The organism is Streptomyces sp. Tu 3180 (assembly GCF_009852415.1).
GTDB lineage: Bacteria > Actinomycetota > Actinomycetes > Streptomycetales > Streptomycetaceae > Streptomyces.
Genome location: NZ_WOXS01000002.1, coordinates 6,072,307 through 6,098,097, shown reverse-complemented (window position 1 = coordinate 6,098,097; position 25,791 = coordinate 6,072,307). Strand labels below are relative to the sequence as shown.

24 protein-coding genes and 1 pseudogene are annotated in these 25,791 nt (G+C 73.4%); 13 read left to right on the top strand and 12 right to left on the bottom strand.

Annotated elements, in window-relative coordinates; all coding sequences use genetic code 11:
• Positions 1 to 19 precede the first annotated feature (19 nt).
• Together GL259_RS28320 and GL259_RS28315 are read left to right on the top strand one after the other, a co-directional pair.
• On the top strand, positions 20 to 292 hold the full coding sequence (locus GL259_RS28320; protein WP_159536122.1) for a hypothetical protein: 273 nt from the start codon (positions 20 to 22) through the stop codon (positions 290 to 292).
• 23 nt (positions 293 to 315) lie between these two features.
• A complete protein-coding gene (locus GL259_RS28315; RefSeq protein WP_159536121.1) occupies positions 316 to 609 on the top strand; it encodes an antitoxin in 294 nt (97 codons plus the stop codon).
• A 118-nt stretch (positions 610 to 727) separates the two neighbouring features.
• Here the strand turns inward: GL259_RS28315 and GL259_RS28310 are convergent, their stop codons facing one another.
• The 3 genes from GL259_RS28310 to GL259_RS28300 form a co-directional block, all read right to left on the bottom strand.
• A complete protein-coding gene (locus tag GL259_RS28310) occupies positions 728 to 1,444 on the bottom strand; it encodes a class III extradiol dioxygenase subunit B-like domain-containing protein (RefSeq protein WP_159536120.1) in 717 nt (238 codons plus the stop codon).
• A 103-nt stretch (positions 1,445 to 1,547) separates the two neighbouring features.
• Positions 1,548 to 3,074 carry a tRNA (N6-isopentenyl adenosine(37)-C2)-methylthiotransferase MiaB gene (gene miaB, locus GL259_RS28305; RefSeq protein WP_159536119.1) on the bottom strand — a complete coding sequence of 509 codons (1,527 nt, stop codon included), beginning with the start codon at positions 3,072 to 3,074 and terminating at the stop codon, positions 1,548 to 1,550.
• 103 nt (positions 3,075 to 3,177) lie between these two features.
• Positions 3,178 to 3,585: a MazG nucleotide pyrophosphohydrolase domain-containing protein gene (locus GL259_RS28300; RefSeq protein WP_159536118.1), complete on the bottom strand. Its 408-nt coding sequence runs from the start codon at positions 3,583 to 3,585 to the stop codon at positions 3,178 to 3,180.
• A gap of 106 nt (positions 3,586 to 3,691) precedes the next feature.
• Between GL259_RS28300 and GL259_RS28295 the strand changes: the two genes are divergently transcribed.
• Positions 3,692 to 4,687: a TAXI family TRAP transporter solute-binding subunit gene (locus GL259_RS28295; protein WP_159536117.1), complete on the top strand. Its 996-nt coding sequence runs from the start codon at positions 3,692 to 3,694 to the stop codon at positions 4,685 to 4,687.
• On the opposite strand, the gene GL259_RS28290 is transcribed toward GL259_RS28295, so the two are convergent.
• Positions 4,666 to 6,099: a HAMP domain-containing sensor histidine kinase gene (locus GL259_RS28290; RefSeq protein ID WP_159536116.1), complete on the bottom strand. Its 1,434-nt coding sequence runs from the start codon at positions 6,097 to 6,099 to the stop codon at positions 4,666 to 4,668. The genes GL259_RS28295 and GL259_RS28290 overlap by 22 nt on opposite strands.
• Before the next feature lie 9 nt (positions 6,100 to 6,108).
• A complete protein-coding gene (locus tag GL259_RS28285) occupies positions 6,109 to 6,795 on the bottom strand; it encodes a response regulator transcription factor (RefSeq protein WP_159536115.1) in 687 nt (228 codons plus the stop codon).
• 285 nt (positions 6,796 to 7,080) lie between these two features.
• Between GL259_RS28285 and GL259_RS28280 the strand changes: the two genes are divergently transcribed.
• The 8 genes from GL259_RS28280 to GL259_RS28250 all read left to right on the top strand — a co-directional run bounded on the left by GL259_RS28280 (position 7,081) and on the right by GL259_RS28250 (position 13,590).
• On the top strand, positions 7,081 to 7,857 hold the full coding sequence (locus tag GL259_RS28280) for an amino acid ABC transporter ATP-binding protein (RefSeq protein WP_159536114.1): 777 nt from the start codon (positions 7,081 to 7,083) through the stop codon (positions 7,855 to 7,857).
• An 81-nt stretch (positions 7,858 to 7,938) separates the two neighbouring features.
• Entirely contained in the window at positions 7,939 to 8,781 is an 843-nt protein-coding gene (locus GL259_RS28275) for a glutamate ABC transporter substrate-binding protein (protein ID WP_159536113.1), read from the top strand.
• Positions 8,782 to 8,865: 84 nt separating this feature from the next.
• The gene (locus GL259_RS28270) at positions 8,866 to 9,531 is read left to right on the top strand and encodes an amino acid ABC transporter permease (protein ID WP_159536112.1); all 666 of its coding nucleotides are present in this window, start codon (positions 8,866 to 8,868) and stop codon (positions 9,529 to 9,531) included.
• Positions 9,528 to 10,436, top strand: a complete 909-nt coding sequence (locus GL259_RS28265; protein WP_159536111.1) for an amino acid ABC transporter permease — start codon at positions 9,528 to 9,530, stop codon at positions 10,434 to 10,436. Before GL259_RS28270 ends, GL259_RS28265 begins: the two co-directional genes overlap by 4 nt.
• 283 nt (positions 10,437 to 10,719) lie before the next feature.
• Entirely contained in the window at positions 10,720 to 12,333 is a 1,614-nt protein-coding gene (locus GL259_RS28260) for an FAD-dependent monooxygenase (protein ID WP_159536110.1), read from the top strand.
• Positions 12,334 to 12,427: 94 nt separating this feature from the next.
• A complete protein-coding gene (locus GL259_RS39555; protein WP_347814627.1) occupies positions 12,428 to 12,541 on the top strand; it encodes a putative leader peptide in 114 nt (37 codons plus the stop codon).
• Positions 12,542 to 12,634: 93 nt separating this feature from the next.
• The gene (locus GL259_RS28255) at positions 12,635 to 13,174 is read left to right on the top strand and encodes a cysteine dioxygenase (protein WP_159536109.1); all 540 of its coding nucleotides are present in this window, start codon (positions 12,635 to 12,637) and stop codon (positions 13,172 to 13,174) included.
• Positions 13,171 to 13,590 carry a rhodanese-like domain-containing protein gene (locus GL259_RS28250; protein WP_159536108.1) on the top strand — a complete coding sequence of 140 codons (420 nt, stop codon included), beginning with the start codon at positions 13,171 to 13,173 and terminating at the stop codon, positions 13,588 to 13,590. Before GL259_RS28255 ends, GL259_RS28250 begins: the two co-directional genes overlap by 4 nt.
• A gap of 67 nt (positions 13,591 to 13,657) precedes the next feature.
• Here GL259_RS28250 and recX read toward each other — a convergent pair whose 3' ends face one another.
• The 4 genes from recX to GL259_RS28230 all read right to left on the bottom strand — a co-directional run bounded on the left by recX (position 13,658) and on the right by GL259_RS28230 (position 17,565).
• Positions 13,658 to 14,470 carry a recombination regulator RecX gene (gene recX / locus GL259_RS28245; protein WP_159536107.1) on the bottom strand — a complete coding sequence of 271 codons (813 nt, stop codon included), beginning with the start codon at positions 14,468 to 14,470 and terminating at the stop codon, positions 13,658 to 13,660.
• Positions 14,471 to 14,473: 3 nt separating this feature from the next.
• Positions 14,474 to 15,595: a recombinase RecA gene (gene recA, locus GL259_RS28240; protein ID WP_159536106.1), complete on the bottom strand. Its 1,122-nt coding sequence runs from the start codon at positions 15,593 to 15,595 to the stop codon at positions 14,474 to 14,476.
• 453 nt (positions 15,596 to 16,048) lie between these two features.
• Entirely contained in the window at positions 16,049 to 17,311 is a 1,263-nt protein-coding gene (locus GL259_RS28235) for an AI-2E family transporter (protein WP_208026530.1), read from the bottom strand.
• Between the two features lie 59 nt (positions 17,312 to 17,370).
• Positions 17,371 to 17,565, bottom strand: coding sequence for a DUF3046 domain-containing protein (locus GL259_RS28230; RefSeq protein ID WP_159536105.1), 195 nt, complete (start codon positions 17,563 to 17,565; stop codon positions 17,371 to 17,373).
• 79 nt (positions 17,566 to 17,644) lie between these two features.
• Between GL259_RS28230 and GL259_RS28225 the strand changes: the two genes are divergently transcribed.
• Positions 17,645 to 18,592: a hypothetical protein gene (locus tag GL259_RS28225; RefSeq protein ID WP_159536104.1), complete on the top strand. Its 948-nt coding sequence runs from the start codon at positions 17,645 to 17,647 to the stop codon at positions 18,590 to 18,592.
• A gap of 135 nt (positions 18,593 to 18,727) precedes the next feature.
• Here GL259_RS28225 and GL259_RS28220 read toward each other — a convergent pair whose 3' ends face one another.
• The 3 genes and pseudogenes from GL259_RS28220 to GL259_RS28210 all read right to left on the bottom strand — a co-directional run.
• Entirely contained in the window at positions 18,728 to 19,036 is a 309-nt protein-coding gene (locus GL259_RS28220) for an AzlD domain-containing protein (RefSeq protein WP_159536103.1), read from the bottom strand.
• On the bottom strand, positions 19,033 to 19,782 hold the full coding sequence (locus tag GL259_RS28215) for an AzlC family ABC transporter permease (protein ID WP_159536102.1): 750 nt from the start codon (positions 19,780 to 19,782) through the stop codon (positions 19,033 to 19,035). Before GL259_RS28215 ends, GL259_RS28220 begins: the two co-directional genes overlap by 4 nt.
• Positions 19,783 to 19,895: 113 nt before the next feature.
• Positions 19,896 to 20,648: pseudogene (locus GL259_RS28210) on the bottom strand (AraC family ligand binding domain-containing protein); the annotation flags it as partial.
• A gap of 132 nt (positions 20,649 to 20,780) precedes the next feature.
• Here GL259_RS28210 and GL259_RS28205 point away from each other — a divergent pair.
• Entirely contained in the window at positions 20,781 to 25,706 is a 4,926-nt protein-coding gene (locus GL259_RS28205; RefSeq protein ID WP_159536101.1) for an ATP-dependent helicase, read from the top strand.
• Positions 25,707 to 25,791 lie beyond the last annotated feature (85 nt).

Below are 25,791 nucleotides of genomic sequence, written 5' to 3'. Positions count from 1 at the left end.
AGTAACGTATGGAGTGGATATGGGCGTTTTTGCATGGCTTTTTCGGAGGTCGAAGGCCACGGAGGAGACACGGACCGACGGGGCCCGGGCCGACGGGGCCGCGGCCGGGCCGAAGACGGAGGAGGACGCGGCCGGGGCCGCGGAGCCGACGGTGCCGGCCGACGCGCCGAAGGCCTCCGGGCCGGCGGCGGAGGAGACCGGCGAGGTCACCCGCGGCGACGGCGTCGAGATCCCGAAGCAGCAGTCCTCCGAGGCGGCCGACAGCGAGGCCGGCGGGGGCGCCCGCACGTAGACGCCGGCGAGGGAAGGTGCACCATGGGTCTCCTGCACAATCTGAAGGCCAGACTCGACCCGGCCAAGAGCAAGGTCTCCGGCCTCGCGCAGCAGCACGGGGACAAGATCCAGCACGGCCTGGACAGGGCCGCGCGGGCCGTCGACGAGCGGACCAAGGGCAAGTACAGCGACAGGATCCAGACCGGTACGGGGAAGGCCAGGGACGCCATGGACCGGCTCGCGCACAAGAACGACCCCGGTCCCGCGCCCGAGAACGACCCCGGTCCGGGCACGGGCGGCACGACGCCACCGGCCGGGCCACCGCCCGTCTCCTGAGCGGTGCGCCGCCGGACGGCCGTGGAGCACATGGAGGGCTCCCGGCCGTCCGCCGTTCCTCCGGCCGGGTCCGGGGCCGGTGATCCGGCCGGCCGGTTCCCGCGGGGCCGGCCGGTTCCTACGACCAGGCGGCCACGATGTAGCCCACCCCGTACGGGGCGTCCTCGTGGAGCAGGGCCCCCTCCAGGTCCGGGTTCCCGGCCGCGGCGCCCGCCAGGACCTGCCAGGGGGCACGGCCGGACACCTTCAGTTCGCGCGCCAGGCCGGTGTCCAGCGCGCACAGGGCCGCGGTGTCGGCCGCGCCCAGCGCGCGCGCGACCTCCGCGTCGAAGGGGGCCGCGCGTTCGTCGAGGTAGCCCGGGGCCTTGAGGGTGCGGCAGGCGCTGGCGTCGCCCATCACCAGCATCGCCACCCGGTCCGCCCGCGCGGCGATCGCCCTTCCCTCCTCGACGCACCGCTCGGTCGCGAGGGTCTCCCCCACTGCCAGGCCCTCGACGGGGGCGTCCGCCCACCCGGCCCTGCCCAGCATCCACGCGCCCACGGCGAGCCCGTACGGGAGTTCCCGCCCGGTCGGCGCGCCCCTGTCCGGGCCCAGCCGTACGTCCAGGCCGACGCCGAAGCCGCGGAAGGACCCCGGGGTGCCCTCCGGGTAGCTCTCGGGTCCGGCAGCCGCCGCCGGCCCGACCACCACGAGCCGGTCGGGCCGGGCGGCGGCGAGCACCCCCAGCGCGTCCGTGCACGCGGCACGCGTGGCGTCCAGTTCGGGGGCGGCACCCGCGGCGACCTCGGGGACGAGCAGCGGCGGGCAGGGGCAGACTGCGGCGGCGACTAGCATGATCGGCAGCGTAGCCGCCGTGGAGCAGCCCGCCGCCGCGGCCCGGCCGGTCGGGCCGCCGTCGATCCACCGGTCCCGGTCCGCTTCGGCCGGTCCGTCCGCGTCAGTCGCAGCCGCAGCCGCTCGCGGCCACCGGGAGCGGTTCGGGGACGCCGATCTTCGGCAGACCCAGCATCACGCCCGCCGGCTGCGCGGTCTTCGCCGCCTTCTCGGAGTTCCGCTTCTCCCAGGCGTCCCCCGCGCGCGTGCGGCGCACGTCCAGCACGGGCCCCTCGGCGAGCAGGTGGTGCGGGGCGGCATAGGTGATCTCGACGGTGACCACGTCGCCGGGACGGACCTCCTGCTCCGGCTTGGTGAAGTGCACCAGACGGTTGTCGGGGGCACGGCCGGAGAGACGGTGGGTGGTCTCGTCCTTGCGGCCCTCGCCCTCGGCGACCATCAGCTCCAGGGTGCGGCCGACCTGCTTCTTGTTCTCCTCCCAGGAGATCTCCTCCTGGAGGGCGACGAGCCGCTCGTAGCGCTCCTGGACGACCTTCTTGGGGATCTGGCCGTCCATCTCGGCGGCCGGGGTGCCCGGGCGCTTGGAGTACTGGAAGGTGAACGCCTGCGCGAAGCGGGCCTCGCGCACGACGTGCAGGGTCTGCTCGAAGTCCTCCTCGGTCTCGCCGGGGAAGCCCACGATGATGTCGGTGCTGATCGCCGCGTGCGGGATGGCGGCGCGCACCTTCTCGATGATGCCGAGGTAGCGCTCCTGCCGGTAGGAGCGGCGCATCGCCTTCAGGACCGTGTCCGAGCCGGACTGGAGCGGCATGTGGAGCTGCGGCATCACGTTCGGCGTCTCGGCCATGGCGGCGATGACGTCGTCGGTGAAGTCGCGCGGGTGCGGCGAGGTGAAGCGGACGCGCTCCAGGCCGTCGATCCTCCCGCAGGCCCGCAGCAGCTTGCTGAACGCCTCGCGGTCGCCGATGTCGGAGCCGTAGGCGTTGACGTTCTGCCCGAGCAGGGTGATCTCCGAGACGCCCTCGGCGACCAGGGCCTCGATCTCGGCGAGGATGTCGCCGGGGCGCCGGTCCTTCTCCTTGCCGCGCAGCGCGGGGACGATGCAGAAGGTGCAGGTGTTGTTGCAGCCGACGGAGACGGACACCCAGGCCGCGTACGCGCTCTCGCGGCGGGTCGGCAGCGTGGACGGGAACGCCTCCAGCGACTCGGCGATCTCGACCTGCGCCTCCTCCTGGACGCGGGCGCGCTCCAGCAGGACCGGCAGCTTGCCGATGTTGTGCGTGCCGAAGACGACGTCCACCCACGGGGCGCGCTTCACGATGGTGTCGCGGTCCTTCTGCGCGAGGCAGCCGCCGACCGCGATCTGCATGCCGGGGCGGCTCGCCTTCTTGGGGGCGAGGTGGCCCAGGTTGCCGTACAGCTTGTTGTCGGCGTTCTCGCGCACCGCGCAGGTGTTGAAGACGACGACGTCCGCGTCGCCGTCGGAGCCCTCGGGGGCGCGGACGTAGCCCGCGTCCTCCAGCAGCCCGGCCAATCGCTCGGAGTCGTGGACGTTCATCTGGCACCCGTAGGTGCGTACTTCGTAGGTGCGCGTGCCGCCCGCTGACTGGCTCCGGTCGATGCTGCTCATGGCATACAGGGTAGGCGGTCCCCGGGACGTGCCCGGCCGCCGGAGGAGCCCGCGGTGGCGGGCTCCACGGCCCGTGGCCCGCGCCGTGCCCCCGCCCGGTGGCTCACGCCTCCCCGTCCGGCGCCCAGCCCTGCCGCCGCAGTACCGCCGCCACGTCCGGGGCCTCGTAGTGGTCGCCCTTGAGGACCTTGCCGTCGGCACGGCGGCTGACCTGGCCGTCGGGGCCGAGCTTGGTCATGTTGGAGCGGTGGATCTCGGCGATGACCGCGTCGAGGTCGATCCCGTGGACGAGTGCCGTGCCGTACGCGACGTAGACGACGTCGGCCAGCTCGTGGGCGAGCCGGTCGAGCGGGCCCTTCACCGACACCTCGGCGACCTCCGCGGCCTCCTCGGCCAGCAGTTCGCCGCGGTGGGCGGCCAGGTCCGGCGAGACCTCGGACGGTGTGTCACGGACGTCCAGCCCGAAGGCGCGGTGGAACGCACGGACCAGGTCGGCGGGCGAGGAACTCATGCGGCGACTGTAGCGGCCGCCCCGGACACCTCCCCGGCCCGCGCTCGGCTCCGGGCTGTGAGCCCCGCCCTGGTCAGCGGGGCACCGGGCTGGCAGGATCGCGCGCATGCTCCACGCACTGTCCCGGATCGGCAGGCGCCGGGCCCTGCGGGGCGCGGCCGCCGGCCTCGTGGCGCTCGCACTGCTGCTGTGGTGGCTGGCGCCCTGGGGCGAGGAGCCGCCCGGCGGGACGGTCACGCTGAGCACGGGAACCCGCGCGGGCGTCTACCAGAAGTACGGCGAGCTCCTGCGCACCTCGCTCGGCAAGCACATGCCGGACCTCGAGGTCCGGCTGAAGACGAGTGACGGCTCGCAGGAGAACGTGCGGCGGGTGGCGACCGGGCAGGCCGACTTCGCGATCGCCGCGGCCGACGCGGTGGAGACGTACCGGCTGGCCGGCCGGCCGGGCGCGGACCGGCTGCGCGGGGTGGCGCGCCTGTACGACGACTACGTGCAGCTCGCGGTCGCGCCCGGCTCGGGCATCCGCTCCGTCGCGGACCTGCGGGGCAAGCGGGTCGCCATAGGACCGCCCAAGTCGGGGGTCCGGCTCATCGCCAACCGGATCCTCCGGGCGGCCGGCATCGACCCGGAGACGGACATCAGGCCCTACGCGGACGGCATCGACACCGGGCCGGAGCGGCTGGGACACGGCCTGGACGCGTTCTTCTGGTCGGGCGGACTGCCCACGGACGGCCTGAAGACGCTCGCCGAGGATTCCGCGCTGCGGTTCGTACCGATCGGTGCCGACCTCGTCGCCGAGCTGCACGAGCAGGGCGGGGCCACGCGTCACTACCGGGCCACCAGCATGCCGGAGTCGGCCTACCCCGGCAGTCAGCTCGGTTCGGCCGTCCCGACGATGGCGGTGTCCAACCTCCTGATCACCAGGGCGGACGCGGACCCCCGGCTCACCGAGTGGCTGACCCGCATCGTGCTCAGGAGCCGGGACGGCATCGGTGCGCACGTCCACTCCGCGCAGCTGGTCGACGTGCGCACCGCGATCTACACCGACCCGCTCCGGCTGCACGAGGGCGCCCGCCGCCACTACCGGTCCGTCAAGCCCTGAGCCGTCGCCTCACCCGTGGGGGCGTTCCGCGGCACCGTCACCGTGACCGTCAGCCCGTGCGGCTCGTGGTGGCCGTAGGCGAGGGAGCCGCCGCCCGCCGCGAGCAGGGCCCGGGAGATGGACAGGCCGAGGCCGGAGCCCTTGACGTTCTGGTGCCGGCCGCTGCGCCAGAACCGGTCGCCGACGCGGGTCAGCTCCTCGTCGGTCAGCCCCGGGCCGTTGTCGGTGACGACGACGGTGGAGGTGTCGCCGTTCGAGGTGACGGTCACCTCGACGGTCTCGCCCTCGGGCGTGAACTTCACCGCGTTGTCGATGACCGCGTCCAGCGCGCTGGAGAGCGCGACCGGGTCGGCCCAGGCCGTGGTCGGCGGGCAGTCCCCGGTCAGGCGGACCCCCTTGGCCTCGGCGGTGGGCGCCCAGGCCGCGACGCGCTCGCCGGCCACCGCGCCGATGTCGGTGACCTGGAGCTGGGCCTCGCTGTGCTCGGCGAGCGCCAGATCGAGCAGGTCGTCCAGGACCCGCGCCAGACGCCTGCCCTCGGCCTGGACCGAGGCGATCTCCTCGTTGCCCTCGGGCAGCTCGAGGGCGAGCAGCTCGATGCGCAGCAGCAGCGCCGAGAGCGGGTTGCGCAGCTGGTGGGAGGCGTCGGCGACGAAGGCGCGCTGCTGCTCCAGCACGCTCTCGACGTTGTCCGCCATCTCGTTGAACGACCGGGCGAGGCGTCTGAGCTCCGGGGGTCCGCCCGCCGCGGCGACCCGGGACTTCAGCCGTCCGGTGGCGATGTCGTGGGTGGTGGCGTCCAGGACGCGCACGGGCCTGAGCACCCAGCCGGTCAGCCGCAGGGCCGCGCCGACGGCCAGCAGCATGGCGGCGGCCTCCCCCGCGCCGATGACCAGCCAGCCCTGCAGGATGCGGGAGCGCATGGCCCCGGTGGGCGAGTCGGTGACGACGACGGCGACGACGTCGCCGTCCCGGATGACCGGCGAGGCCACCACGAGACTGCGCCGCTGCCAGGGCCACACCTGCTCGGGGTCGTGGCTGCGGCGGCTGAGCAGCGCCTCCTCGAAGGCGTCCCGCACCTCGCCCGACCGCGGGAGGAACCAGTCGTCCGGGGCGTGCGCCATGGGCGAGTCGTTGCGGTAGAACACGCCGGCGCGGATGCCGTAGACCTCGTGGTAGCTGCGCAGTTCGCTGCGGAGCGTCTCCTGGCGCTCGTTGATGTCCCCGGTGGCCGGGGCGGACGGCTCGGTGACGAACTGGGCGAGGGCCGCGAAGCGTGCCGTGTCGTCGATCCGGTCGACGACGACCTTCTGCTGCTGCGCGCCGGCCAGACTCACGGCGAGCGGGACGCCGAGCGCGAGGAGGACGGCCGCCATCAGGACGATGAGCAGCGGAAGCAGACGTGTGCGCACCCGGCCCCGCTAGGCCGCGGGCGCGACGAGCCGGTAGCCGACTCCGCGTACGGTCTCGATGAGGGCCGGCATGCGCAGCTTGGCGCGCAGGGAGGCGACGTGCACCTCCAGGGTGCGGCCGGTCCCCTCCCAGCTGGTGCGCCACACCTCGCTGATGATCTGCTCCCGGCGGAAGACGACCCCGGGGCGCTGGGCGAGCAGGGCCAGCAGGTCGAACTCCTTGCGGGTCAGGGGGACGGCCGAGCCGTTCACGCTGACCTGGCGGGTCGGCAGCTCGATGCGCACCGGGCCCAGGCGCAGCTCGGTCTCGGTGCCGCCGGTGGTCTCCTCCTGGACGGTGCGCCGGCTGACGGCGTGGATCCGGGCGAGCAGTTCCCCCGTGTCGTACGGCTTGACCACGTAGTCGTCGGCGCCGAGGTTGAGTCCGTGGATGCGGGAGCGCACGTCGGAGCGCGCGGTGACCATGATCACCGGTGTGCTGGTGCGCTTGCGGATCTTGCCGCAGACCTCGTAACCGTCCTGGTCGGGCAGGCCCAGGTCGAGCAGGACCACGCCGAAACCGTTGCCCTCGGGGACGAGCGCCTGGAGGGCCTCCTCACCGCTGCGCGCGTGGGTGACGTCGAACCCGTGCCGGGCCAGCACCGCCGACAGGGCGGCGGCGACGTGGTTGTCGTCCTCGACGAGGAGCAGTCTCACCAGGGCCCCTTTCCGTTCATCGGCCGTACGCTCTCCCTGTGTACAAAAACGCGTGCACGCGCGCGTGCACCTTGCAGTGACGCCGATGGACGAGGGCGGCGTCAAGGGGGTTCCGGTTGCGCTTTCGTACCGTTACCCGGCCGAAATCACCCCTGGTCACAAGTGCTACGACACGTGTCCGATTGCTATCGGATCGTGATGCTCAGATTCCCCTCAGATGTAATGACGCAGGTCTGAACGGTTACTACTGTCCTCCGAAACCGAGGAGGACGGAGCCTGAGAGCGATGACCGAAGTATCGGTGGCCAAGGAAGATGTGGCCGCGACCGGCGATCTGGTCGTCCTGAAGAGCGTCAACAAGCACTTCGGCGCGTTGCACGTACTCCAGGACATCGATCTGACGATCGCCCGCGGCGAAGTCGTCGTGGTCATCGGACCCTCCGGGTCCGGGAAGTCCACCCTGTGCCGCACCATCAACCGGCTGGAGACGATCGACTCCGGGTCGATCACGATCGACGGCAGGCCCCTGCCCCATGAGGGCAAGGAGCTGGCGAGGCTGCGGGCCGACGTGGGGATGGTCTTCCAGTCCTTCAACCTCTTCGCGCACAAGACCGTGCTCGAGAACGTGACGCTGGGCCAGGTCAAGGTCCGCAAGAAGGACAAGAAGGCGGCCGAGGAGCGGGCCCGCGCCCTGCTCGACCGGGTCGGCGTGGCCGCGCAGGCGGAGAAGTACCCCGCGCAGCTCTCCGGCGGCCAGCAGCAGCGCGTCGCCATCGCGCGGGCCCTGGCGATGGAACCCAAGGTCATGCTCTTCGACGAGCCGACGTCGGCTCTCGACCCGGAGATGATCAACGAGGTGCTGGAGGTCATGCAGCAGCTCGCCCGCGACGGCATGACCATGATCGTCGTCACCCACGAGATGGGGTTCGCCCGTTCGGCCGCGAACCGTGTGGTGTTCATGGCGGACGGCCGCATCGTCGAGCAGGCCGCGCCGGACCAGTTCTTCAGCAATCCGCGCAGCGACCGCGCCAAGGACTTCCTGTCGAAGATCCTTCACCACTGACGGCGCCCCTCGCGCCCCGACGACCTGCGTCACCGGACATTGACCGGGCCGCATCACTTCACCAGTCAAAGGATGTGCACCATGAAGCTCCGCAAGGTCACCGCCGCCTCGGCCGCCGTGTTCGCCCTTGCCCTGACCGCCACCGCTTGCGGCGGTGACGACGGCAACGACTCCAACGGGTCGGGGTCGGGCGACGACAAGAAGATCACCATCGGCATCAAGTTCGACCAGCCGGGCCTCGGCCAGAAGACCCCGCAGGGCTACGAGGGCTTCGACGTGGACGTCGCCACGTACGTCGCCAAGAAGCTCGGTTACAGCGAGGACCAGATCGAGTGGAAGGAGTCGAAGAGCGCCGACCGCGAGACCATGCTGCAGCGCGGCGACGTCGACTTCATCGCCGCCACCTACTCGATCACCCCGGAGCGCCAGGAGAAGGTCGACTTCGCCGGCCCCTACCTGCTCGCCCACCAGGACGTGCTGATCCGCGCCGACGACAACAAGATCAAGTCCCCGGAGGACCTGAACAGCGCCAAGCTGTGCTCGGTCACCGGCTCGACCTCGGCGCAGAACGTCAAGGAGAAGCTGGCGCCCAAGGCGCAGCTGCAGCCGTACCCGACGTACTCCGCCTGCCTGCCGGGCCTGCAGAACGGTGCCGTCGACGCGCTGACCACCGACGACTCCATCCTCGCCGGCTACGCCGCCCAGTCGCAGTTCAAGGGCAAGTTCAAGCTCGGCGGCTTCAAGCTGACCAACGAGAACTACGGCATCGGCGTCAAGAAGGGCAGCGACCTCAAGGACAAGATCAACAAGGCCCTCGAGGAGATGGTCGCCGACAAGTCCTGGGACAAGGCCGTCAAGGACAACTTCGGCCCGGCCAACTACAAGAACGAGCCGGCGCCGAAGATCGGCGACATCAAGAGCTGAGGCAGCGCCTGACAGGGTGCGCCGCCCACCGGAAGGGGCGGCGCACCGGGGCGGGCATCCCTACACGCGAAAGCGCGGGAGATCGTGTTCGACTTTCTTGAGGATTACGACCTGCTGGGAGCCTTCTGGACGACAGTGCAGCTCGCTGTGCTCTCCGCCGTCGGCTCCCTGATCTGGGGCACCCTGCTGGCCGCCATGCGCGTCGGCCCGGTGCCGCTGATGCGCGGCTTCGGGACCGCGTACGTGAACATCGTGCGGAACATTCCGCTGACCGTCATCATCCTGTTCACGTCGCTGGGCCTGAACCAGACGCTGGGGGTCTCCCTCGGCGCGGACGACGTCGAGACGATCAACTTCCGGCTCGCCGTGCTGGGCCTGATCCTCTACACCTCGTCCTTCGTGTGCGAGGCGCTGCGCTCCGGCATCAACACGGTGCCGGTGGGCCAGGCGGAGGCCGCCCGCGCGATCGGCCTCAACTTCAGCCAGGTGCTGGGCCTCGTGGTGCTGCCCCAGGCGTTCCGCTCGTCCGTCGGCCCGCTGGCGAACGTGCTGATCGCACTCATCAAGAACACCACGGTGGCCGCCGCGATCGGTGTCGCGGAGGCAGCGGTGCTGATGAAGGAGATGATCGAGAACGAGGCGCAGCTGCTGCTGATCTCCGCGGTCATCGCATTCGGTTTCGTGGTTCTCACGCTGCCGACCGGCCTGATCCTCGGCTGGGTGGGCAAGAAGGTGGCGGTGAAGCGATGAGCTCCGTTCTGTACGACGCCCAGGGGCCTCGCGCCAAGCGGCGGAACATCATCTTCACGGTGGTCTTCCTGGTCGCCCTCGCGGCCCTGCTGTGGTGGGTGTTCAGCACCCTCAACGAAAAGGGCCAGCTGGAATGGGCCCTGTGGGAGCCGTTCTTCACCGGTACCGAAGCCTGGTCCACGTACATCTGGCCGGGTCTGCAGAACACCTTGAAGGCAGCCTTCCTCGCGGTGCTCATCGCGATGCCGCTCGGCGCGGTCCTCGGCATCGCCCGGCTGTCCGACCACGCCTGGATCCGCGTCCCGGCCGGAATCGTGGTCGAGTTCTTCCGGGCCATCCCCGTCCTGGTCCTGATGATCTTCGGTCTCGCCCTGTTCGCCGAGTACACCGACGTCAGCTCCGACGACCGTCCGCTGTACGCGGTCGTCACGGGCCTGGTGCTCTACAACGCCTCCGTCCTCGCGGAGATCGTGCGCGCCGGCATCCTGGCCCTGCCCAAGGGCCAGTCCGAGGCGGCCGTGGCGATCGGTCTGCGCAAGAGCCAGGTCATGCGGGTGATCCTGCTGCCCCAGGCGGTCACCGCGATGCTCCCGGCCATCGTCAGCCAGCTCGTCGTGATCGTGAAGGACACCGCCCTCGGCGGTGCCGTCCTCACCTTCCCCGAGCTGCTCGCCTCGGCCAACACGATGAGCGGCTACTACGGCGCCAACGTCATCGCCAGCTTCACGGTGGTGGCCGTCATCTTCATCGCGCTCAACTTCGCCCTCACCTCCTTCGCCTCCTGGCTCGAGGGACGTCTGCGCCGCAGCAAGCGCAGCACGGGCGCGGTGCTCGGCACCGGCGATGTCGACGACATCAACGCGGCCGAGGTCGGGGGCCCCCACGGGGCCGGTGCGGAGAAGTGACGCACGCCTGACGCACGGCATGACTGTGGCCCGCCGGTTCCCGGCGGGCCACAGTCATGCCGAGTCGCCGGCGGTGCGCAGGAGCCGTGCGCCGTGGACCCGTGTGAGGAACAGTCAAGTAATGTGACGGGTACCGCACCGCTTCATGATCGCCACTGTCCTGCGGTCACTTGACGCAAGCACCGGCAATGGGTTGCATACGTTCTGTGATCGTGCACCCTGCTCCATCTTTCTGTTCCTCCCCGTCCCTCCGGACGTCACTTCGAGCAGGGGGCGCCGCGCCGTGGACCCGGTGATCATCGTCGGAGCGGGGCCCGTCGGGCTCGCGTTCGCCCTGGCACTGGCGCGTCAGGAGGTGCCGTGCGTGGTCCTCGACGAGGGGCCGGGCAAGGACGAGCCGCGTCCGGCGCGCACCGTCGTGCTGCGCGAGGGCACCGCCGCGCTGATGGAACGGCTGACCGGGGTGCCGCTCGCGCAGGCCGGTGTCCGCCCGGCGGGATGGCGGTCGATGCGGCGCAAGCAGGTGGTGCACGAGATCGCCCACGACGACGCCCGGCCCGCGCCCCTGCACATCGCCCAGCACGTCCTGACCGGTGCGCTGCGCGCCGCCCTGGCCGGGGAGCGGCTGGTCAGGATCGCCGTGAACAGCCGGCTGGACGCCCTGGAACAGGAGCCCTCGGGCGTCACCGCCCGCACCCGCGGCCCCCAGGGCACCTGGTGGCGCGGCAGTTACCTGGTCGGCTGCGACGGTCCCCGCTCGACCGTGCGCAAGCTCCAGGACATCCGCTTCCCCGGCCGCACGGCGGTGGAACGATACGCCGTGGCCGCACTGCGCGCGGAGCTTCCCTGGCACGACGAGGCACTGCTGCACCGCATGCCGCCGTGGCGCACGTCCGGGCCCTCGGCCGGGGAGATCACCGCGCGTCCGCTGCCGGAGGGGGTGTGGCGGCTGGACTGGCTGCTGCCGCCGGGCAAGGAGCTGGTGACGCCCGAGCTGCTGCTGGCCCGCATCCGGGAGACGCTGGCCGGCTGGAACCACGGTGCGGCCCCGCCGTACGAACTGCTGGACACCGGGGTCCACACCGTTCACCACCGGCTGGCCCGGCGCTGGCGGGCCGACCGGGTGTTCCTCGCCGGGGACGCGGCCCACCTGCTCGGCGCGCTGGGCACGCACGGGCTGGACGAGGGGCTGCGCGACGTCGACAACCTCGCCTGGAAGCTGGCGCTGGCCTGGCACCACGGGCCGCACGAGGCGCTGCTCGACAGCTACCAGACCGAGCGCCGGGCGATCGTCGCCGCCCGGCTGCGCGCCGCCGACCAGGCGCTGCCGCTGCTCCGGGGCGGAGGAGGGCTGCGTTCCTACGTCCCGGGCTCCGCCCGGGGCCACGACACGCTGCTGATGGACGGTCACCTGGGGCAGGGCGCGCTGGGCGGTCCGGGCACGTACGCCGACTCGCCGCTCGCGCCCCGGCGCCTCGAGGGCGAGGTGCCCGTCGGAACGCCTCCCGGGGCGGCGGTGACGGACGTGCGCGTCACGGCGGAGGACGGCACCTTCGTCCGGTTGCGGGACCGGCTCGGCCGGGGTGCGCTGCTGGTGGTGCTGATCGCGCCGGGCACGGGGGTGTGGGACCGCAGGCACTGGATGTCCGCCGGGATCATGCCCCGGCTGGCGGCGGCCGTCTCGGCGTTGCCGCATCCGGCCGAGATCCTGGTCGCCGAGAGCTATCCGGGGGCGGCGGCCCACACCGTGCTGCTGGTACGCCCCGACGGCCATCTGGTCACGGCGCTGAGCGGGGTCCGCCCGGCGGACCTGTACACGGCGGCGGAAGCGGTCGTCGGAGGAACGACGAAGGCGAAAGCGAAGGCAGAGGCGGAGGCCGGGGCCGCGACCGGCTGAGGCGCCGGCCCCGGAAGCGGGGACCGGCTCGCGCCGGGCCCGGTCACGTCGTCCTCGCCGTACGGTCCACAGGGTGACGGCGAGTTGAAGCGGTGTGCGGCTTCGTGGTCTACTCCGGACCGTGACCGACACCTGTGTGCGCCTGTGGCGGAGGGTCCATATGGACCTCCTCCGCTACGCGGGCTGCGTGTGTCGCCCGTCCTGCTGACTTCGCGCTCTCTCCCTCACCTCCCGCGCGCCATCCGCCGCTCCGCATGCCGCCGTGGCGCGCCTTCCGCGAACTTCCCTCAGGACGGTGCACGTGTCTGTCTCCTCCGCCGCCTCATCCCCCGCCACGCCTCCCGTCTCCGCCCCCACCCAGGCGGACCTCCTCGCCTTCGTCCGCCGTGTCGCCGCCGACACCGCGCTGATCGCCTCGCTCCCGCTCGACCCTGAGGGCCGCACCTGGGTGCGGCTCGACGGGCCCGGCGGGAGCGAGGCCTGGCTGATCGGTTGGCCGCCCGGCACCGGAACCGGCTGGCACGACCACGCCGACTCCATCGGTGCCTTCATGACCGCCTCGGGTGCGCTGAAGGAGAACTCGCTCGCCGCGCGGCTGCCCTCCGAGGGCTGGAGAACCCTGGAACTGACCGAGGGAGTGGACCGGGAGCGCCGGCTGCCGGCCGGGCAGGGCCGCTCCTTCGGCCGGCACCACGTGCACGAGGTGCTCAACGAGTCCCCGGACCGGCACGCCGTCTCTGTGCACGCCTACCATCCGCCCCTGCCGCGGATCCGCCGCTACAGCCGCAGCGGCCGGGTTCTCCGCCTGGAGCAGGTCGAACGCCCGGAGGACTGGCAGTGAGCGGGACGGACGAACGGGCCGCGGGTGCCGTGGGCATCGACGAGCTGCTGGAGCGCGTGCGCTCGGGTTACCGGCGCATCGAGCCGCAGGACGCCCACGAGGCCGCCCGGACCGGCGAGGCGCTGCTGGTGGACATCCGGTACGCCGCCCTGCGCGACCGGGACGGTCTCATCCCCGGCGCCGTCGTCGTCGAGCGCAACGAACTGGAGTGGCGCCTCGACCCGCGGGGTGGTCACCGTCTCCCCGAGGCGACGAGCCATGACCTGCGCGTCGTCGTGATCTGCAACGAGGGGTACGCCTCCAGCCTGGCCGCGGAGTCCCTGCACCGCCTGGGGCTGCACCGGGCCACCGACCTGATCGGCGGTTTCCAGGCCTGGCGGGCGGCGGGGCTGCCCGTGCTGCCCGCGCCGGTGTGAGGCTGCCGGAGGGGGCCGGCGGTGCCCGTGCCGCCGGGCCGGCGGCGCCGCCCCGCTGCCCGGCCCCTCACGCCCCCTCGTCGTCGAGGAACTCCGTGTCCTCGCCCTCCTCCTCCAGCGCCTGCCGGACCACGCGGAGGGCGAGGCCCTCGGGGTAGCCCTTGCGGGCCAGCATGCCCGCGAGGCGGCGGATCCGCTTGTCGCGGTCGAGTCCCCGGGTGGAGCGCAGCTTGCGGGCCACCAGTTCGCGCGCGGTCGTCTCCTCCTGCTCGGAGTCGAGCTGCGAGACGGCCGCGTCGATCAGCGTGGGATCGACCCCCTTGGTCCGCAGCTCCTGGGCGAGCGCGCGCCGGGCCAGTCCCCGGCCGTGGTGCCGGGACTCCACCCAGGCGTCCGCGAAGGCACTGTCGTTGATCAGTCCGACCTCCTCGAACCGGGACAGCACCTCCTCCGCCGCCTCGTCCGGGATCTCCCGCTTGCGCAGGGCGTCGGCGAGCTGCTTCCGCGTGCGCGGGGTCCCGGTGAGCAGGCGCAGGCAGATCGCCCGCGCCCGCTCCACCGGGTCCCCCGGAGGCTCCTCCTGCTCGGCCCTCGACGAGGAGGAGTCGCCCCCGCCCTCCGCGGTCGCCTCGCCGAAGGCCCGGCGTCTGCGTCCGCGTCCACCGCGCGCCCCGCCGTCACGCGAGCCGCCCGACCGTGAACCACCCCCACGCCGCCGGCCGCTGCCGGAGCCCGGGGCGTGGAGGCCGTCCGCGCCGGTGCTGTCGTCGTACGCCTCGTCACCGCCCACGGCCGAGCCCTCGCCGCCCTCGGTGCCCCTCCCCCGGGAGGCACCGGTGGCGGCGAACTCGTACTCGGCCCAGTCGGTTCGTCGGGTCACGGGTCAGCTCTTGGCCGCCGCGGCCTTGGACTTGCCGGCCTTGACCGCCGGGGCCGGCACCGCGGCCGCCTCGGCCGGGGCGGCGGAGTCCGCGGCGCCCGTGCCCGGCTCGGCGGCGGGCTCCTCGGGCCGCACCCCGACGCCCAGCTTCTCCTTGATCTTCTTCTCGATCTCGTTGGCGAGGTCGGGGTTGTCCTTCAGGAAGTTGCGGGCGTTCTCCTTGCCCTGGCCGAGCTGGTCGCCCTCGTACGTGTACCAGGCACCGGCCTTGCGGACGAAGCCGTGCTCCACGCCCATGTCGATCAGACCGCCCTCGCGGCTGATGCCCTGGCCGTAGAGGATGTCGAACTCGGCCTGCTTGAAGGGCGGCGCCACCTTGTTCTTGACGACCTTGCAGCGCGTGCGGTTGCCGACCGCCTCGGTGCCGTCCTTCAGGGTCTCGATGCGGCGGATGTCGATGCGCACCGAGGCGTAGAACTTCAGCGCCCGGCCACCGGTGGTGGTCTCCGGGGAGCCGAACATCACGCCGATCTTCTCGCGGAGCTGGTTGATGAAGATCGCGGTGGTCTTGGACTGGTTGAGCGCGCTGGTGATCTTCCGCAGGGCCTGGCTCATCAGGCGGGCCTGCAGACCCACGTGACTGTCACCCATCTCGCCCTCGATCTCCGCGCGCGGGACGAGTGCCGCGACGGAGTCGATGACGATGAGGTCGAGGGCGCCGGAGCGGACCAGCATGTCCACGATCTCCAGGGCCTGCTCGCCGTTGTCCGGCTGGGACAGGATCAGGTTGTCGATGTCGACGCCGAGCTTCTTCGCGTACTCGGGGTCGAGGGCGTGCTCCGCGTCCACGAAGGCCACCTGGCCGCCGGCCTTCTGGGCGTTCGCCACCGCGTGCAGGGTCAGGGTCGTCTTACCGGAGGACTCCGGTCCGTAGATCTCCACCACACGGCCGCGCGGCAGGCCGCCGACGCCGAGGGCCACGTCGAGCGCGGTCGACCCGGTCGGGATGACCTCGATGGGCTCCTTCGACCGCTCGCCCATGCGCATGACCGCGCCCTTGCCGAATTGCCGTTCAATCTGTGCGAGCGCGGCGTCGAGCGCCTTCTCGCGGTCGGTTCCTGCCATGGGTTCCACCCGGTTTGCTTGAGTCGATCGCTTCACGTCAAAAACGCTAACGCCTGCCACTGACAACGCGTCCCGACGCACGTCCGGCCTGTGGACAACTCGGGCACATCCCCCGTTGAATCGGGACAGACCGCCCGCCGTCGAGCCCCGCCGGCACCTTCATGAGAATGGATGTTCGATTTTCGTGTCAAGCGCGCCACACGGGACTCGCGCCGCCGTCCGGCACCACCGCGGAGCACCGCGGCCCCCGTGGCGCCGCGGTCCCGCGCCCCCGGCCGCGGTGTCCCCGGCACACGGGCGGGAGGGCGCCGGACGCGGCTGGACCGTGAGACGACAGACGCTCCGGGCCCCCGGGGCAGTGCCGCGCGGGCTTCCCGGGGGCGGTACGGCACCACCTCTCCGTCAGCCGGCCCCGGTGCCTCGCCCCGTCGTCGGCCCGGTGCCCTCACCCCGTCAGCCGGCCCCGGTGCCCTCGCCCCGGGCGCCCGGCGCCCCCGGCCGGCGGATCCACAGGCGCCGGGTGCGCGTGATGAGCCCCGGCCCGCGGCCGGAACTGCGGTGGCCGTGCACACGGGGGTCGTCCGTGACGTCGTACCGCTTCACGTAAGCGCCGAGGAACGCCTGGAGGGTGGCGATCGCGGGGATGGCGATCAGCGCGCCGACGGCGCCGAGCAGTGCGGTGCCCGCGACGACCGAGCCGAAGGCGACCGCCGGGTGGATGTCGACGGTCTTGGAGGTCAGCTTGGGCTGCAGCACGTAGTTCTCGAACTGCTGGTAGATCACCACGAAGACCAGCACCCACAGCGCGTACCAGGGGTCGACCGCGAAGGCGATCAGCATGGGCAGGGCGCCCGCGAGGTAGGTGCCGATGGTGGGGATGAACTGCGACACCAGGCCCACCCACACCGCGAGCACGGGCGCGTAGGGCACTTCGAGGATCTCCAGCAATACGTAGTGCGCCAGGCCGGAGACCAGCGCCATCAGTCCCCGCGAGTACAGGTAGCCGCCGGTCTTGTTCACGGCGATCTCCCACGCGCGCAGCACCTCGGCCTGGCGGGCGGGCGGCAGGACGGAGCAGATGGTGCGCCGCAGCCGCGGGCCGTCGGCGGCGAAGTAGAACGAGAACAGGGCGACGGTCAGCAGTTGGAAGAGACCGCCGAGGACCTGCGCGGAGACGTCCAGGACACCGGTGGCGCTGTTCTGCACGTAGTTGCGCAGCCAGTCGGAGCGCAGCAGGCCCTCCTGGATGTCCACCCGCCGCAGCTCGGTGTGGAAGTGCGTGTTGACCCAGTTGATGACGGAGTCGAGGTAGTCCGGGAAGTCCTCGACGATCTTGATGATCTGTCCCGCCAGCATGGAACCGAGCAGCGTGACGAAACCCGCCGCCGCGATCAGCACCGTCAGGAAGACCAGGAAGGTGCCCAGCCCCCGGCGCACCCCGCGCGCGGCCATCCAGCTCACCGCGGGTTCGACGGCGAGCGCCAGGAAGAACGCGATGAGGACGTTGATCAGGAGGCCGGTGAGCTGGTGGAAGGCCCAGCTGCCCAGCTGGAACACGGCGACCAGGGCGAGGGCGAGCACCATGGCGCGCGGCAGCCAGCGCGGCATGCGGCTGCCCGGCCCGGCCACCGGGTCCGCCGGAGGACCGGCGGGCGGCGGGGTGCCCGGCGTGGAGGTGTGCAGGGCTGCCTGCCCGGTTTCATCAGTGGGTGCCACGGAGCAAGTCTGGCCCACGCCCCCGCCGGCCGTCCGCCCCCGGTCGATCTCTGTGACGATCAGCGCTTTTCCGGGGGGACGCCCATCACCGCGCAGACCACCTGCCAGACGTCCTTGGCGTCCCAGCCGGCCGCCAGCGCCTCGTGCACGGTGCGCCCGCCGAGCTCCGACATGACGTGGTCGCGCGCGAAGGTGTCGGCGTACCCGGAGCCGAAGTGCTCCGCCATCCGCTCCCAGAAGACCGTCAACCGCATGGCCCCAGTATCCCGCGTGCGGGGGTGGCCCCGGGCCGGGGAGCCCCCTGGGACCGCTTTCCGCCCTACGGTCGGTCCCATGGCCGATCCCGGAGCTGCCCCTTCGCCCCCGACACCCCCGGCGCACGACGGCCCGCTCGCGCGGGCGGAGCGGTTCGTCTGGCTCACCGCGCGTGTGCTCGAACAGCGCCTCTTCGCCCACCTCTTCCGGGGCGGCGCCGCCGACCCGGTGGAGACGGCGCTGGAGGCCTACCGCAACGAGGACGGCGGGTACGGCCACGGTCTGGAACCCGACCTGCGCGGTCCGGTCAGCCAGCCGCTGCACACCGCCCGCGCCCTGGACGTGCTGGACGCCGTGGGGCGGTGCGACGGACGGCGCGCGGAGCGGGTGTGCCGCTACCTGACGTCCGTCTCGACGGCGGACGGCGCGCTTCCGGCGATCCACCCCAGTCAGCGCGGCTACCCGACGGCACCCTTCGCGCCGGTCGTGGACGACCCGCCCGGCCAGTTGCTGGCCACCGGGCCGGTGGTGGGCCTGCTGCACCGCAACGAGGTGTGGCACGCCTGGCTGTTCCGGGCCACGGACTTCTGCTGGCGGGCCGTCGAGTCGCTGGAGAGGTCCCATCCGTACGAGGTCCGGGCCGCCGTGGCCTTCCTGGACCGGGTCCCCGACCGCCCGCGCGCGCAGGCCGCCGCCGAGCGGCTGGGCCGCCTGGTGCGGAGGCAGCGGCTCGCGGCGCTCGACCCGGACGACCTCGGCGCGTACCCGGTCGCGCCCGGTTACGCCCCGGGCGAGCACCACTTCCCGCACGACTACGCGAGAACACCGCGCTCACTCGCGCGCGCGTGGTTCACCGACGGGGAGATGGCCCGGTCCCTCGACTTCCTCGCGGCCGAGCAGCAGGAGGACGGCGGCTGGCCCATCCGCTGGCGCCGGTGGGCCCCGGCCCCCGCGCTGGAGGCCCGCCCCGTGGTGACGATCGAGGCCCTGCGCACGCTGGAGGCGTACGGCCGCCCCGTCGGCTGACCGCGAGGCCGGCGGATCCGGTCCTCGCAGCATGCGGGCCGCACGCCCCGAGGACCGGGAGGACACCGCCCGGCCCGCCTCCGGGTCCGGACGCGGGCCCTCCCACAGCGCCGCCGGGGGCGGCCCGTGACCGCCTCATCCGCCCAGGGCGCGCACCCCCGCCGTGACGATCACGGCCGCCCCGACGACAACCAGGAACGGAGCGCGCAGCGCCAGCGCCACCGCGGCGGCCGCCACCCCCGCCGCCCGCGCGTCCAGCACCAGCGCCCGGCCGTCGGCGAAGGTCTGCTGAGCCGTCAGGGCGGCGAGCAGGGCGACCGGCAGCAGCGCGGCGAGCCGCCTGACGAGGGGCCGCTCGAGGACTCCGGCGGGCACCATCAGCCCGGCCAGTTTGACGGCGTAGCAGCCGAGGGCGGTCACGCCGATCGCGATCCAGATGTTCAACGGTCCCCCTCCGGTACGTCAGCGCGCGGTGTGCTCTCCCGGCGGCCCCGCGCCCACAGGACGGCCGGTGCCGCGAGGGCGGCCACCAGGACCGGCACGCCGGCGGGCAGGACGGGCAGCAGACCGAGCCCCAGGAGAACGGCGAGCCCGGCGACGGTGCGCTCGGTTCCGGTCCGCAGCATCGGCGCGAGCAGCGCCAGGAAGACCGCGGGACCGGCCGCGTCCAGGCCCCACGCGTCGGTGTCCCCGATGGCCTCGGCGCCCAGCGCGCCGAGCAGCGTCGTGAGGTTCCACAGGAGGTACAGGCTGAGCCCGGTCACCACGAACCCGACGCGCGCGCTGCGCCGGTCGGGCTGGGCGAGCGAGACGGCGGCCGTCTCGTCGATGACCCACTGGGCGGCGAACGGCCGCACCGTGCGCGGGAGGGCCAGCACCTGCGACAGACGCAGCCCGTAGAACGCGTTGCGCACCCCGAGGAAGAGCGCCCCCGCGGCGGCCGTGAACGGGCCTCCGCCGGCCGCCAGCGCCCCCACCAGTGCGAACTGCGACGCGCCGGTGAACACCAGCAGGCTGAGCACACAGGTCTGGAGCAGGGTGAGTCCGCTGCCGGCCGAGGTCACGCCGAAGGCGAACCCGGAGAGTCCGACGGCGATCCCGACCCCGAGGGCGTCCCGTACGACGGCGCCGTCCGGTTTTCCTCCCCCGGCGTCCCGGACGTCTGTGAGAGTTGTCTGTTCCGTTGCCACGCCCCGGACGGTACGAGTGGGCCGCGCCGCGCGTCTTGTACGTTCTTGCGCTCGCGCTGGTACGCGCCCGGGGGCACGCCGACGATCCGGGCGAAGTGCCGGTTCAGGTGCGGCTGGTCGGTGAACCCGACCGCGACGGCCGCCTCCGACGGCGCCGTCCCCGCGTCCAGCAGCCGCCGCGCCCGCCGTACCCGCGCGTCGGTGAGCCAGGTGTGCGGTGGCATCCCGTAGGCGTCCCGGAAGGCGCGCAGCAGGGCGAACGGGCTGGTGCCCAGCTCACCGGCCAGCTGCTCCAGCGTCGGCGGTGCGGCCATCCGCGCCTCCAGCAGGGCACGCGCGCGTGCCGCGGTCCGGGCGCCGCCCGTCCGCACCTGCCGGCGCGGCAGCGCCCCGCCGTTCAGCCGCAGCAGCCGGGTCACGGCGACCCGGAGCAGGGTGTCGGCGGCGAGCGCGTTGCCCTCGTCGGTGGCCCGCAGCACCTGGTGCACGAGGCGGACCGTGTAGGGGTCGTCGAGCACCGGCGACACGAAACCCGGCGTGCCGCGCAGCGTGGTGGTCTCGGCGGCGATCGCGGCCACCACCTCCGGTGACGGGTACACCGCCCCGTACCGCCATCCCTCGGGGACACCCGCCCGCCCGGTGTGCGGGGTGTCCGGGTTCACCAGCGCGAGGGCCCCGGCGCCCGCGTACTGGTCGCCCCCGCCGTGGTGGAAGACCTCCACCCCGTCGGCGATGGCGGCGATCACGAAGTGCTCGTGGGTGTGCCGTGCGAACGTCTTCCGTATGTACCGGGCGCGCAACAGATCGACACCGGGCAGTTCGGCGTACTGCCAGTGCCGCGCGCGCTCCCCGCCCGATTCCGCCATACGGCCATTGTCACGCGGCCCCGGCCCCGGCCCCGGCCTCTGCCCCTGCCCCGGCCTCCCGGACCGAAGGGCGGACGGCGCCCCGTCCCCCGGCTCGGCCCCGCTGTCAGTCCCCGGGTGCACGATGGACGCATGGTCAGTGATCCGCACCGCGCACTGGACGGCTTCTCCCCCGCGACCCGCGGCTGGTTCACGGGGGCTTTCTCCGCGCCCACCGCCGCCCAGGCCGGCGCGTGGCGGGCCATCCGGGAGGGCTCGGACGTGCTGGTGGTCGCCCCCACCGGTTCCGGGAAGACCCTGGCCGCCTTCCTCGCGGCCCTGGACCAGCTGGCCTCCACGCCCCCGCCCGCCGACCCGAGGAAACGCTGCCGCGTCCTGTACGTCTCCCCCCTCAAGGCCCTGGCCGTCGACGTCGAGCGCAACCTCCGCAGCCCGCTGACCGGCATCCGGCAGGAGTCCGTGCGCCTGGGCCTGCCCGAGCCGGAGGTGAAGGTCGGGATCCGCTCCGGCGACACCCCGCCCGCCGAGCGCCGCGCCCTGCCCACCCGCCCGCCGGACATCCTGATCACCACCCCCGAGTCGCTGTTCCTGATGCTGACGTCGGCCGCGCGCGACGCGCTGACGGGCGTGGAGACGGTGATCCTGGACGAGGTGCACGCGGTCGCCGGCACCAAGCGCGGGGCGCACCTCGCGCTGTCCCTCGAGCGGCTGGACGAACTGCTGCCCGGGCCGGCCCGCCGCATCGGCCTCTCGGCGACCGTCCGCCCGGTCGACGAGGTCGCCCGCTTCCTCTCCCCCCGCCGGAAGGTGGAGATCGTCCAGCCGGAGTCGGGCAAGGAGTTCGACCTCTCCGTCGTGGTGCCGGTCGAGGACCTGGGAGAGCTGGGCGGCTCCCCGGTCGCCGACGGCTCGGAGGGCGCCGAACGCCCGTCGATCTGGCCGCACGTCGAGGAGCGGATCACCGACCTGGTCCAGTCCCACCGCTCGACGATCGTGTTCGCGAACTCCCGGCGCCTCGCCGAGCGCCTGTGCAACCGGCTCAACGAGATCGCCTACGAGCGGGCCACCGGCGAGCCCCTGGACGAGCACCACTCCCCCGCCGAGCTGATGGGCGGTTCCGGGGCGGCCCAGGGCGCGCCCGCGGTCATCGCCCGCGCCCACCACGGTTCGGTGTCCAAGGAGCAGCGCGCCCTGGTGGAGGAGGACCTCAAGGCGGGCCGGCTGCCCGCGGTGGTCGCCACCTCCAGCCTGGAGCTGGGCATCGACATGGGCGCCGTCGACCTGGTGGTCCAGGTCGAGTCGCCGCCGTCCGTGGCCTCCGGTCTCCAGCGCGTCGGCCGCGCGGGGCACCAGGTGGGCGCGGTCTCCACGGGCGTGGTGTTCCCGAAGTACCGGGGCGACCTCGTGCAGGCGGCCGTGGTCACCGAGCGGATGCGCGCGGGCGCCATCGAGTCCCTGAAGGTCCCCGCCAACCCCCTGGACGTCCTGGCCCAGCAACTGGTCGCGATGACGGCCATGGACACCTGGCAGTTCGACGACCTGCTCGCCACGGTCCGCCGGGCCGCGCCCTTCGCCTCGCTGCCCGAGTCCGCCTTCACGGGCGTCCTGGACATGCTCGCCGGCCGGTACCCGTCCGACGCCTTCGCGGAGCTGCGTCCGCGCGTGGTGTGGGACCGGGTCACGGGCGCGATCACCGGCCGTCCGGGGGCCCAGCGCCTCGCCGTCACCTCCGGGGGCACGATCCCCGACCGGGGCCTGTTCGGGGTGTTCCTCGCGGGCGCCGACCCCAAGAAGGGCGGCGGACGGGTCGGCGAGCTCGACGAGGAGATGGTGTACGAGTCCCGCGTGGGCGACGTCTTCACGCTCGGCACCAGTTCCTGGCGCATCGAGGACATCACGCGCGACCGCGTCCTGGTCTCCCCGGCGCCGGGGGTGCCGGGCCGGCTGCCGTTCTGGAAGGGCGATCAGCTGGGCCGCCCGCTGGAGCTGGGCCGCGCGGTGGGCGCCTTCCTGCGCGAGGTCGGCTCGCTCTCCGAGGAGGACGCCCGCCTGCGGCTCCTCGCGGCGGGGCTGGACGCCTGGGCCGCGGACAACGTCCTGTCCTACCTCGCCGAGCAGCGCGAGGCCTGCGGCCACGTCCCGGACGACCGCACGATCGTCGTGGAGCGCTTCCGCGACGAGCTCGGCGACTGGCGGGTCGTCGTGCACTCACCCTTCGGCGCCCAGGTGCACGCCCCGTGGGCGCTCGCGCTCGGCGCCCGGCTCTCCGAGCGGTACGGCATGGACGCCCAGGTGATGCACGCCGACGACGGCATCGTGCTGCGCCTGCCGGACGCCGACCTGATGGGCCTGGACCTGCTCGACCAGGAGCCGGTGCAGGCCGGCGCCGAGTACGACGCGGACCGGGCCCCCGTGGGCGCGGCGGACGTCGTCTTCGACAAGGGCGAGGTCGACCGGGTCGTCACCGACCAGGTGGGCGGCTCGGCGCTGTTCGCGTCCCGGTTCCGGGAGTGCGCCGCCCGCGCGCTGCTGCTGCCGCGCCGCAGTCCCGGCAGGCGCACCCCGCTGTGGCAGCAGCGCCAGCGCGCCTCCCAGCTGCTCCAGGTGGCGGGCGAGTTCGGCTCGTTCCCGATCGTCCTGGAGGCGGTCCGCGAATGTCTCCAGGACGTCTTCGACGTCCCCGGACTGATCGAGCTGATGGGCGACCTGGAGTCGCGCAAGGTGCGGCTCGTCGAGGTCACCACCCCCGAGCCGTCCCCCTTCGCCCGCTCCCTCCTCTTCGGGTACGTCGCCCAGTTCCTCTACGAGGGCGACTCCCCGCTCGCCGAGCGCCGCGCCGCCGCCCTCTCCCTCGACTCGCGGCTGCTGGCCGAGTTGCTCGGCCAGGCGGAACTGCGCGAGCTGCTCGACGCGGAGGTGCTGACCGAGCTGGAGCGCGAACTGCAGTGGCTCACCGAGGACCGGCGCGTCAAGGACGCGGAGGGCGTGGCCGACCTGCTGCGGCTGCTCGGGCCGCTCACCGAGGCCGAGCTGGCCGAGCGGGGCGCCGAGCCGCAGTGGGCGCGGGAACTGGCCTCCGCGCGGCGCGCCATCCGGGTGCGGATCGCCGGCGCCGACCACTGGGCGGCGGTCGAGGACGCCGGGCGGCTGCGCGACGCGCTGGGCACGGCGCTGCCGGTCGGCGTGCCGGAGGCGTTCACCGAACCCGTCAAGGACCCCCTCGGCGACCTCCTCGCGCGGTACGCGCGCACCCACGGCCCGTTCACGTCGGCCACGGCGGCGGCCCGCTTCGGACTGGGGGTGGCGGTCACCGAGGGCGCCCTCCAGCGGCTCGCGGCGGCGGGCAGGATCGTCCAGGGCGAGTTCCACCCGGCCGGCATCGGGCAGGAGTGGTGCGACGCGGCCGTGCTGCGCCGGCTGCGGCGCCGTTCCCTGGCCGCCCTGCGGCACGAACTGGAGCCGGTCCCGCCGGCCGCGCTCGCCCAGTTCCTCCCCCAGTGGCAGCACATCGGCAAGGGACACGCGCTGCGCGGCGTCGACGGCCTGGTGCGCGCCATCGAGCAGTTGCAGGGCGCGCCCGTACCCGCGTCCGCCCTGGAGAAGCTGGTCCTGCCGTCCCGGGTGGTGGACTACACCCCCGCGATGCTGGACGAGCTGACCGCCGCCGGGGAGGTGGTGTGGGCCGGCGCCGGCTCGCTGCCGGGGAAGGACGGCTGGGTCTCCCTGTACCTGGCGGACGCGGCGCCGCTGCTCCTGCCGCCCCCGCACCCCTTGGAGCCGACCGCCCTCCACCGGTCCGTCCTGGACGCCCTGTCCGGCGGCTACGGCCTGTTCTTCCGCCAGATCGCCGACCAGGTCCGCGCGACCACCCACCCCGAGGCCACCGATCCGCAACTGTCCGACGCCCTCTGGGACCTCGCCTGGTCGGGGCGGCTGACCAACGACACGCTCGCCCCCCTGCGCTCCCTGCTGGGCTCGGGCCGCACCGCGGGCTCCACGGCCCACCGCGCGAAGCGCTCGGTCCCGCGCGGGCGCTACGGCTCGCTCACGGCGGCCGCCCGCACCGCCTCCCGCACCGGCCCGCCGACCGTCGCCGGCCGCTGGTCCCTGCTCCCGGACCAGGAGACCGATCCGACGGTCCGCGCGCACGCGCTGGCCCGCACCCTGCTCGACCGGCACGGCGTGGTGACCCGGGGCGCCGTCTCCGCGGAGGGCGTCGAGGGCGGCTTCTCGGCGATGTACCGGGTCCTGTCCGCCTTCGAGGAGACGGGTCAGGCCCGCCGCGGCTACGTGGTGGAGGGGCTGGGCGCCGCCCAGTTCGCGATGGACGGTGCGGTGGACCGCCTCCGCGCGGTGGCGAACGCCCGTGAGCGGGGCGAGGCCCCGCCCCTCCCCGGCGCCGCCGGCGGCGGGGCCCCCGGCCCGTTCGACGGCGGCTCCGGTCCGTTCGCCGCCCACGGCTTCGCCTCCCGCACCGACGGCGCCCACGAGACCGCCTCCGGCCACGACGGCTTCCCCGGTTCCGGCGACGCCCTCTCCCCGAGTCCCTCGCCGGGTGACTACGTCTCCCCCCGCGACATCGCCCCGCAGGCCCCGCCGCCCTGGTGGAACGGCGGGCGGGCGTCGTACGACCCCTTCACGGGCCGTCCTGCCGGCCGGACCGCCGCCTCCCGGGCCGTCGTCCTCGCCGCCGCCGACCCGGCCAGCGCGTACGGTGCCGCCCTGGCCTGGCCCGAGCCGCCGACCGGCGCGGGGCACAAGCCGGGCCGCAAGGCGGGCTCCCTGGTGGTGCTCGTCGACGGCGAGCTGACGCTCTACATGGAACGCGGCGGAAAGACGCTGCTGGCCTGGCCCGCCGACCTCGACGGCGAACCCGCCGGCGACCCGCGCCTCCCGGCGGCGGCCGAGGCCCTCGCGGCAGCCGCCCGCGCGGGCTCCCTCGGCACGGTCACGGTGGAGCGCGTCAACGGCGCCTCCGCGCTGACGTCCCCCCTCGGCACCCTCCTGGAGGCCGCGGGCTTCGTCGCCACGCCGCGCGGCCTGCGCCTGCGCGCCTGACCGGATCCGGTCCCCCGGCCCGGTCCCGCCCCGGCCGTCGGCTCCCGGCCGCCCCGAGCACCGCGGCCGGTCCGACGTGTCACCC